The organism is Ruegeria sp. CDSB086, from assembly GCF_059611065.1.
This window is the reverse complement of record NZ_JBXWOV010000009.1, coordinates 19,024-31,704: the sequence shown is the minus strand read 5'-3', so window position 1 is coordinate 31,704 and position 12,681 is coordinate 19,024. Positions and strand designations below refer to the sequence as shown.

The window sequence follows — 12,681 nt, the reverse complement described above, 5'->3', positions numbered from 1 at the left end:
CGAGATTGGCCGCTGTCCGACAAAACAACGGCCAGTCAAAAGGGTTCCGCGACAAATAAGAATCGCGCGGAGCATGGCAAAGGGACGCAATATGTCAAATTACATCAAGCTGATCGTGCTTGGTCTGATCGCGATATTCGCGGCGATCGGAACCAATTACGCACGCGATTTGGCGTATCAGGTGCATGCAATTCTGGTGATGCTGATCGCCGGTGGTTTGTTCATCTGGACGCTGAGAAATACGGATGAGCCAGATATCCTCGTCGACCGTTCGGCCGAGTACATGGATGACGTGATCCGCTATGGCGTGATCGCAACTGCCTTTTGGGGGGTGGTCGGGTTCCTTGCGGGGACCTTTATCGCCTTTCAGCTCGCCTTTCCGGTGCTGAACTTCGAGTGGGCGCAAGGTTATCTGAACTTTGGCCGTTTGCGCCCGCTGCACACCTCGGCGGTGATTTTTGCCTTTGGCGGCAACGCGCTAATCGCGACATCGTTCTATGTCGTACAGCGCACAAGCGCCGCGCGCCTGTGGGGCGGAAATCTGGCATGGTTTGTATTTTGGGGCTATCAGCTGTTCATCGTGCTCGCCGCCACCGGCTATGTGCTGGGTGGGACCCAATCTAAGGAATACGCTGAACCCGAATGGTACGTCGACCTGTGGCTGACTATCGTCTGGGTGGCCTATCTGGCCGTCTATCTGGGGACGATCGTCAAACGGAAAGAACCTCACATCTACGTGGCAAACTGGTTCTATCTGGCTTTCATCGTCACAGTCGCCATGCTGCACCTGGTAAATAACATGACCGTCCCCGTCAGTATCTGGGGTTCTAAATCGGTCATCGTCTGGTCGGGCGTACAGGACGCCATGATCCAGTGGTGGTATGGCCACAACGCAGTGGGCTTCTTCCTGACCGCTGGTTTCCTGGGCATGATGTATTACTTCATCCCAAAACAGGCCGAGCGTCCGGTATTCTCATACAAGCTGTCGATCATCCACTTCTGGGCTCTGATTTTCCTGTATATTTGGGCCGGTCCGCACCACCTGCATTATACCGCGCTGCCGGATTGGGCGTCGACGCTGGGCATGGTGTTCTCGATCATCCTGTGGATGCCGTCCTGGGGTGGCATGATCAACGGCCTGATGACCCTGTCGGGCGCATGGGACAAGCTGCGTACCGACCCGGTGATCCGCATGATGGTGATCTCGGTCGGCTTCTACGGCATGTCCACGTTCGAAGGGCCGATGATGTCGATCCGTGCCGTGAACTCGCTGTCGCACTATACCGACTGGACCATTGGTCACGTGCACTCGGGCGCGCTGGGGTGGAACGGCATGATCACCTTTGGTGCGCTGTACTTCCTGGTGCCGGTCCTGTGGAAGCGCGAGCGTCTGTATTCGCTGCAGATGGTCAGTTGGCACTTCTGGCTCGCCACTATCGGCATCGTGCTTTACGCCGCGTCGATGTGGGTGACCGGTATCATGGAAGGCCTGATGTGGCGTGAAGTGGATGCCAATGGGTTCCTGGTGAATTCGTTTGCCGACACCGTGGCTGCCAAGTTCCCGATGTATGTGGTGCGTGCTCTGGGTGGCGTGATGTTCGTCGCCGGTGCAGTGATCATGTGCTACAACCTGTGGATGACTGTGCGGAAAGCGCCGGCCAAAGAGGCCAGCCTGACCGTCGCGGTCCCGGCTGAATAGGAGGGCCGGAGCAATGGCAATTCTCGACAAACATAAGATCCTCGAGACCAACGCGACCCTCCTGCTGATCTTCAGCTTTTTGGTCGTGACCATCGGTGGCATCGTGCAGATCACCCCGCTGTTCTATCTTGAGAACACCATCGAGAAGGTGGAGGGCATGCGCCCTTACACCCCTCTCGAAATGGCGGGGCGTGACATCTACATCCGCGAAGGCTGCTATACCTGCCACAGCCAGATGATCCGCCCGATGCGGGACGAGGTCGAACGCTATGGCCACTACTCGCTGGCGGCCGAGTCGATGTACGACCACCCGTTCCAATGGGGGTCCAAGCGTACTGGACCTGATCTGGCCCGCGTTGGTGGCCGCTATTCTGACCAGTGGCACGTGGATCACTTGCGTGATCCGCAGTCTGTGGTGCCGGAATCGGTGATGCCAAAATATGGCTTCCTCGAGCATCGCAAGATCGACGGCAAGTATATCGGTGACGTCATGGCGGCGAATGCTGTTGTGGGCACGCCCTATACCGAAGAGATGCTGGCAAACGCGCAGGCGGACTTCCGTGCGCAGGCCAACCCGGACAGCGACTATGATGGTCTTCTGGAACGGTACGGCGACAAGGTCAGCATTCGAAACTTCGACGGTCAGCCGGAACTGACCGAAGCCGATGCGTTGGTTGCTTATCTGCAGATGCTGGGAACACTGGTCGATTTCTCGACCTTCACCCCAGACCCGAGCCGCTGAAGGAGGGTGTGATGGAAGAATACACAATCCTGAGGCAATTCGCGGATAGCTGGATGCTGCTGGTACTGTTTGTCTTCTTTGTTGGCATCGTGATCTGGGTTTTCCGTCCCGGAGCCAGCAAAGAATACAAGGACACCGCCAACATCCCGTTCCGGCACGAAGATGCCCCTGCGCCCCTCAAGGGTGACGAAACAGCTGCGCCCCATGGGGGCGACAAACCCGCCACATCCAAGGAGGCGCGGCAATGAGCAAGACACCTGAAAAACAGCCGGGCGATCCAAACACAACCGGACACTCCTGGGATGGCATCGAAGAGTTCGACAACCCGATGCCGCGCTGGTGGCTGTGGACCTTTTACGTCACCATTATCTGGGGCGTGATCTATACGATCATGTATCCTGCCTGGCCGCTGGTTCAGTCCGCAACCGCCGGTGTTCTTGGCTGGTCATCGCGAGAATTGGTGCAGGAAGAGATCGTTTCTTTCGAAGAAGCCAACGCGCCGTGGAACGCCAAACTGGTTGAAACCTCGCTTGAGGATGTCTCGAAAGATCCCGAGCTGCAGCAATATGCGGTCAACGCGGGCGGCGCGGTATTCCGGACATGGTGCGCACAGTGCCACGGTTCGGGCGCGCAGGGTGCTCCGGGTTTCCCAAACCTGCTGGATGACGCATGGCTCTGGGGTGGTTCGCTGGAAGATATCGAGACCACCATTGCCTATGGTATTCGGAATGAAGAAAGCGACGACGCGCGCTATTCCGAGATGCCAGCCTTTGGTGAAATCCTCGAAAAAGAAGAAGTCACTCAAGTCGTGCAATACGTCATGTCTCTGACCAATGCGCAAAGCGATGATGCGGCCGCGCAGGCGGGCAAAGTTGTTTTTGAGGACAACTGCTCGGTTTGCCATGGCGAAGACGGCAAGGGTGACGTCACTCAAGGTGCACCGAACCTTACGGATGCGATCTGGCTTTATGGTGGCAGCGAAGAGGCTTTGACCGAAACGGTACAGTATAGCCGCTTTGGTGTGATGCCCCCGTGGGAAAACCGCCTGACCGAAGCGCAAATCCGCGCTGTCACCGCCTATGTTCACCAGTTGGGTGGCGGTCAGTAACCGCAAAAGAATACCTTCGGACGGTTCGCCGTCCGAAGGTTTAGGCACCGGCTGTTCCATCTGTTCGCGCGTTTCCTGAACAGCCGGTGCTGCCTCTCTACCTTACAAATCACCAGCGAGGCGGTCCAGACGCGGGCTTCGGTTTGCTAGTCGCATTGCGAAAAACTGGCGCGTTTGTGCTGCCTCCACCAATGACTTTCCGGCAACCAGCGTTGCTTTTGTCTGTCAGATCGATCCGATGATTTTGGTTCATCCAACTCATGTGTCTGGGTGGCGATCATGAATGACTTTGCAAGAATTGAGAGCATCTGACATCTCCTGAGTTTTGTTTCTTCTGTCATCAGGATTGATTTCCAGGCCGGCAAATGCGACTCAATTAGCATTTCTATATGTAATCAGGGCTTACATATGAACTGGATGGAAATGCCGCCGCTCGCATCGCTCAGAGCTTTTTCCGCTTTTGCGGCGACACGGAATGTGGTGGAAGCGGGCAACTCACTGAATGTCAGCCACGCTGCCATCAGCCAGCAATTGCGCGCGCTTGAGAAGCACCTCGAAATTGCGCTGTTGGACCGCACCGGCAAATCCATGACCTTGACGCCAGAAGGTGAAAGGTTGGCGCGCGCACTGCATCTTGGGTTCGGTGCGATTGGCGATGCCTTGGTCGAACTGACCCAATCCAAACAGGATCGTCCGGTTCACGTATCATTGACATCGTCCTTTGCGGCGTCATGGCTGATGCCCCGCCTGCCTGCATTTCAGGCCGAACACCCGGATATCCAATTGGCGCTTGATCCGTCGCCTGTACTGGTCAGCCTGGATCCCGGCGGTGTCGATGTGGCCATCCGCTATGGTGCGGGCACATGGCCTGGTGTCCGTACGGAAATGTTGCTGCAAAGCCCTATGGTGATCGTCGCGGCCCGCAATCTGGTGGGGGAAAAAACGTCGTGGACGCCAGACGAGCTCAGCGAACTGCCCTGGCTTGAAGAGTTTGGCACCACCGAGGCAACCAACTGGCTGGCCCGACGTGGTGTCGGGCACGGGCCAAATGCAGGGCGAATCTCATTGCCCGGAAATCTGCTTTTGGAAGGGTTGCGCGCGGGGCAGGGCGTAACCGTTACGGCGCGGCATTTTGTCGAAGCAGAAATCACGTCGGGCCAAATCATCGAACTGTTTCGCGAGCCCGAAAACAGCGGATATCACCTTGTTACTGGCGATTTCCCTCTGCGTCCGGCTGCAAAAACTTTTATTGCATGGCTCAGGCGGCAAGCTGGTAAGATGTGACAAAAGGTGTCTGCACGATGCGCTTTTGACCCATGTCAAAGTGGCTACCTTTGTGTTCTGGAACAAGACACCGTGATATAGCCACATCTGGAGCCAGCCCGTGAGCGATTCCGACCCCGCACCCAGCCTATACGCCGCACGAGAACCCATATTTCCGCGTCGCGTGTCCGGGCCGTTTCGCAATCTGAAGTGGATCATTCTCGCGGTCACATTGGGGATCTATTACATCACCCCGTGGATCAGATGGGACCGGGGGCCCAGCCTACCGGATCAGGCGGTGTTGCTGGATTTGGCCAACCGCAGGTTCTATTTCTTCTGGATCGAGATCTGGCCGCATGAATTCTACTTTGTTGCCGGTCTGTTGATCATGGCCGGGTTGGGGTTGTTCCTTTTCACCTCGGCGCTGGGGCGCGTGTGGTGCGGATATGCCTGCCCGCAGACGGTTTGGACTGACTTGTTCATCCTTGTCGAACGCTGGATTGAAGGGGATCGGAACGCGCGGTTGCGTCTGCATCGGCAGGAAAAGCTAGACTTTCGCAAAGCGCGGTTGCGGCTGACGAAATGGGGTGCCTGGCTTTTGATCGGTCTGGCGACCGGTGGTGCCTGGGTGTTCTATTTCGCCGATGCGCCGACACTTCTGCGGGACCTTGTGACCGGGAACGCCCATCCGGTTGCCTATACGACAATACTGATTTTGACGGGCACGACATTCCTGTTCGGTGGCTTCGCGCGCGAACAGATTTGCATCTATGCCTGCCCATGGCCGCGGATCCAGGCGGCGATGATGGACGAGGATACGCTCGTCGTCGGGTACCGCGAATGGCGTGGTGAGCCGCGCGGCAAGGGCAAACGAACTGCGGATTCCGAACTGGGGGACTGCATCGACTGTATGGCCTGCGTCAATGTCTGCCCGGTTGGGATCGACATTCGCGACGGACAGCAATTGGAGTGCATCACCTGTGCGCTGTGTATCGACGCCTGTGACGACATGATGGCCAAGATCGGCAAACCGCGTGGTCTGATCGACTATATGGCTCTGAGCGACGAAGCCAACGAGCGGGCAGGTAAGCCGCCAAAGAATGTCTGGAAACATATCCTGCGGCCCCGGACCATCCTGTACACGGCCCTTTGGTCACTTGTCGGCTTGGGTCTGCTGTTTGCCCTGTTCATCCGGTCCGACATCGAAGTTACCGTGGCCCCGGTTCGCAACCCGACCTTTGTCACCCTGTCGGACGGCACGATCCGCAATACCTATGACGTGCGCGTGCGGAACAAACATGGCGAAGAACGGCTGTTCAAGCTGTCTCTGTCCGGTGATCCGGCGATGCGGATCGTGATTGAAGGCACGCCACTTGATACAGTGAATGTCACGGCGGATACTGCGCAATTGCAGCGGGTCTATATTATCGCCTCCAAAGACACGGATCCGGCAGCGGCGGACGCGACACCGGTTCGGATCTGGATCGAGGATATTGAAAGCGGTGAGCGCGCCTACAAGGACACGACGTTCAATGGACGAGGAAATTGAGATGGCCGAGCGTCAATTTACCGGAAAGCACTTTCTAGCGATCTTTGTCGCTGCTTTCGGGGTGATCATTTCCGTGAATCTCGTGCTGGCCTACAAAGCTGTCAAAACCTTTCCCGGGCTCGAGGTCAAAAACTCTTACGTCGCCAGTCAGGAGTTCAACGAGCGCCTGAAGGTGCAACAGGCCTTGGGTTGGGAAATCCGGGCTGAGACCAATGGCGGTCTTTTGATCCTGCACATCACCGACCAAACCGGCGCGCCGGTCCAGGTGGCCGAGTTGCAGGCAGTTGTTGGCCGGGCGACACATGTGAAAGAGGATTTCACCCCGGATTTCACTTTTGACGGGACCGCCTATTCCACGCCCGCAGCGCTGGGCAAGGGAAACTGGAACATCCGTCTGGTGGCCAAAGACAACAGCGGTGCCGAATTTGCGCAGCGGGTTCCGTTGTATGTGAAAGGGTAGGGGATGACCGCTCAGCTCAGCTCAGGTACGGCGGCATGCCCCGGTTGCATCGCAGCACCGGCGGAACCAGCGCGCCCCGTTCCTGAAGATGTGCAGATTGCCCTATCCCTGCCCGGCATTCACTGCTCGGCCTGTATTGCGAACGTTGAACGCGCGCTGAACGCCCATCCGGGTGTCGAGGACGCGCGGGTCAATCTGACGCTCAAGCGTGCAATGGTCAAAGCAGCCGCTGAGACACACGCTGCTGACCTGATCCCCGTTTTGGAGCGCGCCGGGTACGAGGCGCATGAGCTGGACCCGGGCGCTTTGTCGGCAACCCAATCCGACAAGGCCGGGCGTGATCTGCTGATGCGATTGGCGGTGGCTGGTTTCGCGTCGATGAACGTGATGCTGTTGTCTGTGTCGGTCTGGTCAGGGGCTACGGATGCGACGCGGGACCTGTTTCACTGGATTTCAGCGGCCATTGCTCTGCCAGCGATTGCCTTTTCCGCGCAGCCCTTCTTTGCCAACGCCTGGAGTGCGCTGCGCGTCAAACGATTGAACATGGATGTGCCGATTGTGCTGGCCATTCTGTTGGCGCTCATGACGTCGCTGTGGGAAACCGCGCTCAGCGGAGAGCATGCGTATTTCGACGCCGCACTGACGCTGACTTTCTTCCTGCTCGCGGGCCGATATCTGGACTACCGCACCCGCGCCGCAGCGCGATCAGCAGCCGAAGAACTGACGGCCCTGGAAGTGCCGCGTGCCATTCGCTTAGTTTATGGGGCCGAAGAAGAGGTGTCCGTCGCAAGCCTCGCGGTTGGTGATCTGATTCTAGTTCGGCCCGGCGGGCGTATGCCTGTGGATGGTGAGATTGTATCGGGCAAGTCGGAGCTCGACCGGTCATTGTTGACGGGCGAGACCCTCCCGGTCTTTGCCGAAGCCGGTCTCGCCGTCAGCGCGGGTGAGGTTAATCTGACCGGCCCGCTGACGATCCGGACCACAGCGGTCGGTGAGGATACCTCGCTGCACCGTATGGCGGATCTGGTGGCCATCGCTGAATCCGGTCGATCGCGCTATACGTCGTTGGCTGACAAGGCGGCCAAGTTATACGCGCCGGGGGTGCATATTCTGTCCGCGCTCAGTTTCCTTGGGTGGTACATCTATTCCGGCGATATCCGAACCGCGCTGAACATCGCTGCGGCGGTTCTGATCATCACCTGCCCCTGTGCGCTGGGGCTTGCCGTGCCTGCGGTGACGACGGCGGCCTCGGGGCGACTGTTCCGCAAGGGGATGCTAATCAAACATTCTACAGCATTGGAACGTCTGGCTGAGGTCGATACGGTCGTTTTTGATAAAACCGGCACACTTACATCCGGCACTCCGGAATTGACCAATCTTGAGGATCATTCCCGCGCGGATCTTGAGATTGCACTGGCGCTGGCCGAGGCGTCTTCGCATCCGTTGTCGGTGTCGCTTGCCAAGTCCGCAAGAAATGCCGGGATCAAGCCTGCCAGCCTTGAGGATGTGGTCGAGGTTCCGGGGTATGGCACCGAAGGAACCTACCGTGGTCAGCCCGTGCGCCTTGGTCGCGCCGGTTGGACCGGCGCGACCGAGGGTGATCAGACGGCAGCCAGGTTGGCGGTCACGGGACAGTCACCGGTTCCGTTTCTGTTCTCGGATTCGCTGCGTCCAGGCGCGGCTGAGGCTGTGCAGGCGTTCCGTGACGGCGGAAAGAGCGTCGTTCTCATCTCGGGTGATACACGAGGCGCGGTTCAAACGCTGGCAGACAAGCTTGGGATTGAAACATGGATTGCCGAGGCGCTGCCTCAGGACAAGGCCGCCCATGTGCAAGACCTCAGCGATCGGGGTCACCATGTGCTGATGGTTGGTGACGGGTTGAACGATACGGCGGCGCTTGCAGCGGCGCATGTGTCAATCTCGCCCGCTTCTGCGCTGGACGCGGCGCGGGTGGCGTCGGATATCGTATTGCTGGGCAACGATCTGTCGCCGATTGCAGACGCCTGTGACACGGCGGTCAAGGCGACCAAAAGGATTCGTGAGAACTTTCGCATCGCTACGGTTTACAATATTATAGCGGTACCCTTGGCCGTGGCCGGGTTCGCCACGCCGCTGATCGCGGCATTGGCGATGTCGACCTCGTCCATTACCGTGTCCCTGAATGCCCTGCGCCTGAGGTAGTTGATATGGAAGTTCTGGCCTATCTCATACCGATTTCCCTGTTTTTGGGCGGGGTTGGCCTTGTGGCGTTTATCTACACGGTGCGGTCGAACCAGTATGATGATCCCGAAGGTGACGCGCGGCGTATCCTCAGCGATGAATGGGATGACAAACCCAAGTCCTGACCACTCTTGAAATTGCCGCAATGCCCGGTTATGTCCGGCCCATCCGCTAGCAGAGAGAACCAAGCCAAATGGCAACAATGAATCCGATCCAGTTCATTCAGCAAGTCCGCGCCGAAGTCGCAAAGGTCGTCTGGCCCACGCGTCGTGAGGTTCTGCTGACCACGGTCATGGTGTTCATCATGGCGGCACTGACCGCCGTGTTCTTTGCGCTGGTCGATCTGGGTATTCGCGGCGGTCTTCAACTGATCCTGGGCGCATTCGGTTAAACCGGATTGGGCCGGGCGGAAACGCCACAGCCCCCTTGCACAGCGCGGGATGTCAGAGTAGTTGACACAGTACTATTCGGAATGGGCGTGCGGCGATTCGGGCTGTGCGCCGCTTTTTATTCCGGGTGACGTGACAGAATTTCAATGACGGTGCTTGCGGCATTCCGAACGCACCGAAGGCAAACAAGGACGACAGGTTCATGGCGAAACGGTGGTACTCGGTCAGCGTTCTTTCGAACTTCGAAAAGAAGATCGCAGAGCAGATCCGCACGTCCGTGGCTGAGCAAGGCCTTGAGGACGATATCGACGAAGTACTGGTGCCCACCGAAGAGGTGATCGAAGTGCGCCGGGGAAAGAAGGTCACAACCGAACGCCGCTTTATGCCCGGCTACGTGTTGGTGCATATGGAAATGTCGGATCAGGGCTATCACTTGGTCAACTCGATCAACCGGGTCACCGGCTTCCTGGGCCCGCAGGGGCGCCCGATGCCGATGCGCGACGCCGAGGTGAACCAGATCCTCAACCGTGTTCAGGAAGGTGAAGACGCACCGAAACTGATGATCTCGTTCGAAGTGGGCGAGAAGGTCAAGGTTAACGACGGTCCGTTCGAAGATTTCGACGGTATGGTCGAAGGTGTGGACGACGAAGCCCAGAAGCTGAAAGTCTCGGTTTCGATCTTTGGTCGCGAAACCCCGGTCGAGCTGGACTTTACGCAGGTTACGAAGCAGGGCTAAAATCCACGTCAGCGAATTTTGGAGCGCCGCGATGCTTGGAGCAACGCGGCGTTTTTGCTTTTGTGGCATCAGCTATTTAGGTTCGCGGACGAAAGGCAGAAGATACCGACCGGAATGAAAGAGCTTTGCAGCTAGGGCGGACCGGGAATTAGTTCTTGTTGTTGTAGAACTGTTAGGATGTCCAGAATTGTCGACGGGCTGACATCCACCGAGCCGTCCAAGAATACACCAAGTCCCCCCTCTCCGATCTCTCGCGGGCCGCCAGTGTCATAAACCGGATCAAGAGACGCGAGCTCTGCCGGCAGGACCGGACACAAAGGGGTTTCGTTCAAAACAAGGTCTACGGCGGCCAGCATCAGCTTCTTGACGGACTCGAGAGTATCGTCCTCAAGGAGTTTTTCGCGCTGCGCTTCGGGAGCCGTGAGTACGAGGTCGATAAGTTCAAAATAGGCACAGTTGTCCCGCAATTTTACGGTCGCTTCAGTGGACATGTTTGCGTGGACAGCATTTTTTTGTTCACCCCGCTGAAAGTCGCGCTCACTGGTTCGGCTGCATTCAAAGATCGTGATGGTCACTTGCCCATCCAGATCTATCGCGTCGTCTTGGGCTTTAAAGCTGAATTCATCCAGTCGGACTTGCAGGCCGCAATTGTCGACTATCGCGTTTTCAGCCAGTCGATCAGGTACAGTTTTCTGTACTTCGCGCAGATCAAGAAGAGCACCCACCCCGATCCGGGTAGGGGCAACAGCGGAGAGGTTCAGGTCAAGCGTATATGGCAATTCCGTATCACGAACTGGCAGCGTTGCGTCGATGACAAAATCTACCTGTTGCGCGTTGGGTGCTCGGGCTCCCAGAACAACTGCCATTAAGACTGGAAAAATTAACCAAAGTCTCATTCAGCAAACTCCAATACGCCAAGCTCCTTAAGTCCTCCAAGGACTTCGACAATTGTCTCAGCGCTGACATCGGCAGATCCGACAATGGCAGCACCCATCCCGCCAGGCGCAATTTCCCGAGTGCCTCCGGACTCGTAAATCGGGTCGAGTAGTGTGAACTCAGGGGGCAATGGCGGGCAGACCGGGTGCGCAGCCAAAAATTCCCCGCCTTTTTCGAGGACGGCTTCGTTGATGCGGTTGGTCAGTCCGAAAAGATTGGAGACAGCGCCAAGAAAACCGCGCGGGTTTAGATCGACGCCTTCGATACTGAAAGCCAGGCATTGGCCCTTCACCTCGGCCTTGGCGACCGCGACCGCGTCTACCGTGGCCCCAAAATACCGAAAGCCCGGTTCTTCATGGCGGTTACATCTCGTAAACTGTGCACGGGCTGAACCCTCGATCTTTATGGTGTCGTCTATGGCGGTGACGTCGCGAACCTCAAGATAGATCTGGCGTTTGCAGCTTTCTTCCAAAGGACCGGTCAGTATTTGAGGCGCTTTTTCCTGCAATCCGCGCAAATCCATGAATGCGCGCAGTTGCAAACGGGTTGGGCTGGCTTCTTCGAGGCCACCATAGACAGTGAACGGAACCGGAATTTCACGCAGCGGGACTTCTTTAGTCAATTTGATCTGAAACTGACCGGCATAGGTGGCGGGATCAATTCCCGCCGAAGAGTATGAAGAAGAACTGTTGGACCCGTCGGTTTGGGTGACCGCCTTCGGCTCTGTACCCTGATCCTGCGCTTTGCTACCGCAGCCCGGCAGCATAGCAGAAAGAATGCAGACCAATAGCCCCTTGTTCAGTCGAGATGATGCCATCCCTGACCACCTCTTCTGTGTCCAAGCCGTACCAAGATACCCGCCTGCGTTTCTTAAGCAACTTATGTATTCAATTTATTTATTTTGTTTTGCTGTTTTCAACTGTCATAGGGGCTCGTCCAGGACACAAACGCGCCTTTTGGAAATAAGGCGCGAGCTACTTGCCAACCCCACCATTCCCCTATAAATGCCGCCTCTATCGTCTTCGGGCGAGATTCTCTCGTGGGAGGTTGCTGGGATCGCGATCCCGGATCGGACCACGCAACATAAACCGGGTGGGACGCGTCTTGCCTACGTTGAAAGGAAAACCAAATGGCCAAGAAGCTTGCTGGTACAATGAAACTGCAGGTTCCTGCAGGTCAGGCGAACCCGTCGCCGCCAGTTGGTCCGGCGCTGGGTCAGCGCGGCATCAACATCATGGAATTCTGCAAGGCGTTCAACGCCAAGACCGCAGACATGGAGCAAGGCGCTCCTTGCCCGACCGTGATTACCTATTATCAGGACAAGTCCTTCACCATGGACATCAAGACGCCGCCCGCGTCTTACTACCTGAAAAAAGCGGCTGGTCTGAAGCCGGTTGGCAAGCGTAACCGTCCCCGTGGCGCGGAAAACCCAGGTCGTGAGACCGTGGCAACCGTGACCTCGAAGCAGGTTCGCGAAATCGCCGAAGCCAAAATGAAAGATCTGAACGCCAACGACGTCGAAGGCGCAATGCAGATCATCCTGGGCTCGGCCCGCTCTATGGGCATCGAGGTGAAGTAA

Annotated in this window: 14 protein-coding genes; 12 read left to right on the top strand and 2 right to left on the bottom strand. The window is 57.2% G+C overall.

All coding sequences use genetic code 11. The annotated features are described in order from the left end of the window. The first annotated feature begins 91 nt into the window (after positions 1-91). The 11 genes from ccoN to nusG all read left to right on the top strand — a co-directional run bounded on the left by ccoN (position 92) and on the right by nusG (position 10,166). Positions 92-1,699 carry a cytochrome-c oxidase, cbb3-type subunit I gene (gene ccoN, locus AC2FIO_RS17740; protein ID WP_113791859.1) on the top strand — a complete coding sequence of 536 codons (1,608 nt, stop codon included), beginning with the start codon at positions 92-94 and terminating at the stop codon, positions 1,697-1,699. 13 nt (positions 1,700-1,712) lie between these two features. Next, positions 1,713-2,441, top strand: a complete 729-nt coding sequence (gene ccoO / locus AC2FIO_RS17735) for a cytochrome-c oxidase, cbb3-type subunit II (RefSeq protein WP_496699304.1) — start codon at positions 1,713-1,715, stop codon at positions 2,439-2,441. 11 nt (positions 2,442-2,452) lie between these two features. Further along, positions 2,453-2,689 carry a cbb3-type cytochrome oxidase subunit 3 gene (locus AC2FIO_RS17730; RefSeq protein ID WP_282120260.1) on the top strand — a complete coding sequence of 79 codons (237 nt, stop codon included), beginning with the start codon at positions 2,453-2,455 and terminating at the stop codon, positions 2,687-2,689. Continuing rightward, the gene (gene ccoP / locus AC2FIO_RS17725) at positions 2,686-3,549 is read left to right on the top strand and encodes a cytochrome-c oxidase, cbb3-type subunit III (protein WP_282120259.1); all 864 of its coding nucleotides are present in this window, start codon (positions 2,686-2,688) and stop codon (positions 3,547-3,549) included. Before AC2FIO_RS17730 ends, ccoP begins: the two co-directional genes overlap by 4 nt. A 408-nt stretch (positions 3,550-3,957) precedes the next feature. Next, a complete protein-coding gene (locus AC2FIO_RS17720; protein WP_496699301.1) occupies positions 3,958-4,833 on the top strand; it encodes a LysR family transcriptional regulator in 876 nt (291 codons plus the stop codon). A 100-nt stretch (positions 4,834-4,933) separates the two neighbouring features. Then, entirely contained in the window at positions 4,934-6,361 is a 1,428-nt protein-coding gene (gene ccoG / locus AC2FIO_RS17715; protein WP_282120257.1) for a cytochrome c oxidase accessory protein CcoG, read from the top strand. A gap of 1 nt (position 6,362) precedes the next feature. Then, positions 6,363-6,821 (top strand): FixH family protein, encoded by a 459-nt coding sequence (locus AC2FIO_RS17710; protein WP_109310753.1) that lies wholly within the window; start codon positions 6,363-6,365, stop codon positions 6,819-6,821. A 3-nt stretch (positions 6,822-6,824) separates the two neighbouring features. Continuing rightward, the gene (locus tag AC2FIO_RS17705; RefSeq protein ID WP_496699299.1) at positions 6,825-9,002 is read left to right on the top strand and encodes a heavy metal translocating P-type ATPase; all 2,178 of its coding nucleotides are present in this window, start codon (positions 6,825-6,827) and stop codon (positions 9,000-9,002) included. A 5-nt stretch (positions 9,003-9,007) separates the two neighbouring features. Further along, the gene (gene ccoS, locus AC2FIO_RS17700; RefSeq protein ID WP_058272490.1) at positions 9,008-9,166 is read left to right on the top strand and encodes a cbb3-type cytochrome oxidase assembly protein CcoS; all 159 of its coding nucleotides are present in this window, start codon (positions 9,008-9,010) and stop codon (positions 9,164-9,166) included. Positions 9,167-9,234: 68 nt separating this feature from the next. Then, positions 9,235-9,432, top strand: a complete 198-nt coding sequence (gene secE, locus AC2FIO_RS17695; RefSeq protein WP_058272489.1) for a preprotein translocase subunit SecE — start codon at positions 9,235-9,237, stop codon at positions 9,430-9,432. A gap of 200 nt (positions 9,433-9,632) precedes the next feature. Next, positions 9,633-10,166, top strand: a complete 534-nt coding sequence (gene nusG / locus AC2FIO_RS17690) for a transcription termination/antitermination protein NusG (RefSeq protein ID WP_058272488.1) — start codon at positions 9,633-9,635, stop codon at positions 10,164-10,166. A gap of 131 nt (positions 10,167-10,297) precedes the next feature. Here nusG and AC2FIO_RS17685 read toward each other — a convergent pair whose 3' ends face one another. Beyond that, entirely contained in the window at positions 10,298-11,032 is a 735-nt protein-coding gene (locus AC2FIO_RS17685; RefSeq protein WP_496699296.1) for a hypothetical protein, read from the bottom strand. Positions 11,033-11,058: 26 nt separating this feature from the next. Continuing rightward, positions 11,059-11,919 carry a hypothetical protein gene (locus tag AC2FIO_RS17680; protein ID WP_496699294.1) on the bottom strand — a complete coding sequence of 287 codons (861 nt, stop codon included), beginning with the start codon at positions 11,917-11,919 and terminating at the stop codon, positions 11,059-11,061. A 312-nt stretch (positions 11,920-12,231) separates the two neighbouring features. On the opposite strand from AC2FIO_RS17680, the gene rplK reads away from it, so the two are divergent. Then, the gene (rplK, locus tag AC2FIO_RS17675) at positions 12,232-12,681 is read left to right on the top strand and encodes a 50S ribosomal protein L11 (protein WP_037314971.1); all 450 of its coding nucleotides are present in this window, start codon (positions 12,232-12,234) and stop codon (positions 12,679-12,681) included.

Bases quoted from the DNA above. Each gene is read 5' to 3' on its own strand.
- AC2FIO_RS17705 (WP_496699299.1), top strand. From the start codon at position 6,825: ATGACCGCTCAGCTCAGCTCAGGTACGGCGGCATGCCCCGGTTGCATC.
- AC2FIO_RS17685 (WP_496699296.1), bottom strand. From the start codon at position 11,032: ATGGCAGTTGTTCTGGGAGCCCGAGCACCCAACGCGCAACAGGTAGAT.
- ccoP (WP_282120259.1), top strand. From the start codon at position 2,686: ATGAGCAAGACACCTGAAAAACAGCCGGGCGATCCAAACACAACCGGA.
- ccoN (WP_113791859.1), top strand. From the start codon at position 92: ATGTCAAATTACATCAAGCTGATCGTGCTTGGTCTGATCGCGATATTC.
- AC2FIO_RS17730 (WP_282120260.1), top strand. From the start codon at position 2,453: ATGGAAGAATACACAATCCTGAGGCAATTCGCGGATAGCTGGATGCTG.
- secE (WP_058272489.1), top strand. From the start codon at position 9,235: ATGGCAACAATGAATCCGATCCAGTTCATTCAGCAAGTCCGCGCCGAA.
- ccoO (WP_496699304.1), top strand. From the start codon at position 1,713: ATGGCAATTCTCGACAAACATAAGATCCTCGAGACCAACGCGACCCTC.
- ccoS (WP_058272490.1), top strand. From the start codon at position 9,008: ATGGAAGTTCTGGCCTATCTCATACCGATTTCCCTGTTTTTGGGCGGG.
- AC2FIO_RS17680 (WP_496699294.1), bottom strand. From the start codon at position 11,919: ATGGCATCATCTCGACTGAACAAGGGGCTATTGGTCTGCATTCTTTCT.
- nusG (WP_058272488.1), top strand. From the start codon at position 9,633: ATGGCGAAACGGTGGTACTCGGTCAGCGTTCTTTCGAACTTCGAAAAG.
- rplK (WP_037314971.1), top strand. From the start codon at position 12,232: ATGGCCAAGAAGCTTGCTGGTACAATGAAACTGCAGGTTCCTGCAGGT.
- AC2FIO_RS17720 (WP_496699301.1), top strand. From the start codon at position 3,958: ATGAACTGGATGGAAATGCCGCCGCTCGCATCGCTCAGAGCTTTTTCC.
- AC2FIO_RS17710 (WP_109310753.1), top strand. From the start codon at position 6,363: ATGGCCGAGCGTCAATTTACCGGAAAGCACTTTCTAGCGATCTTTGTC.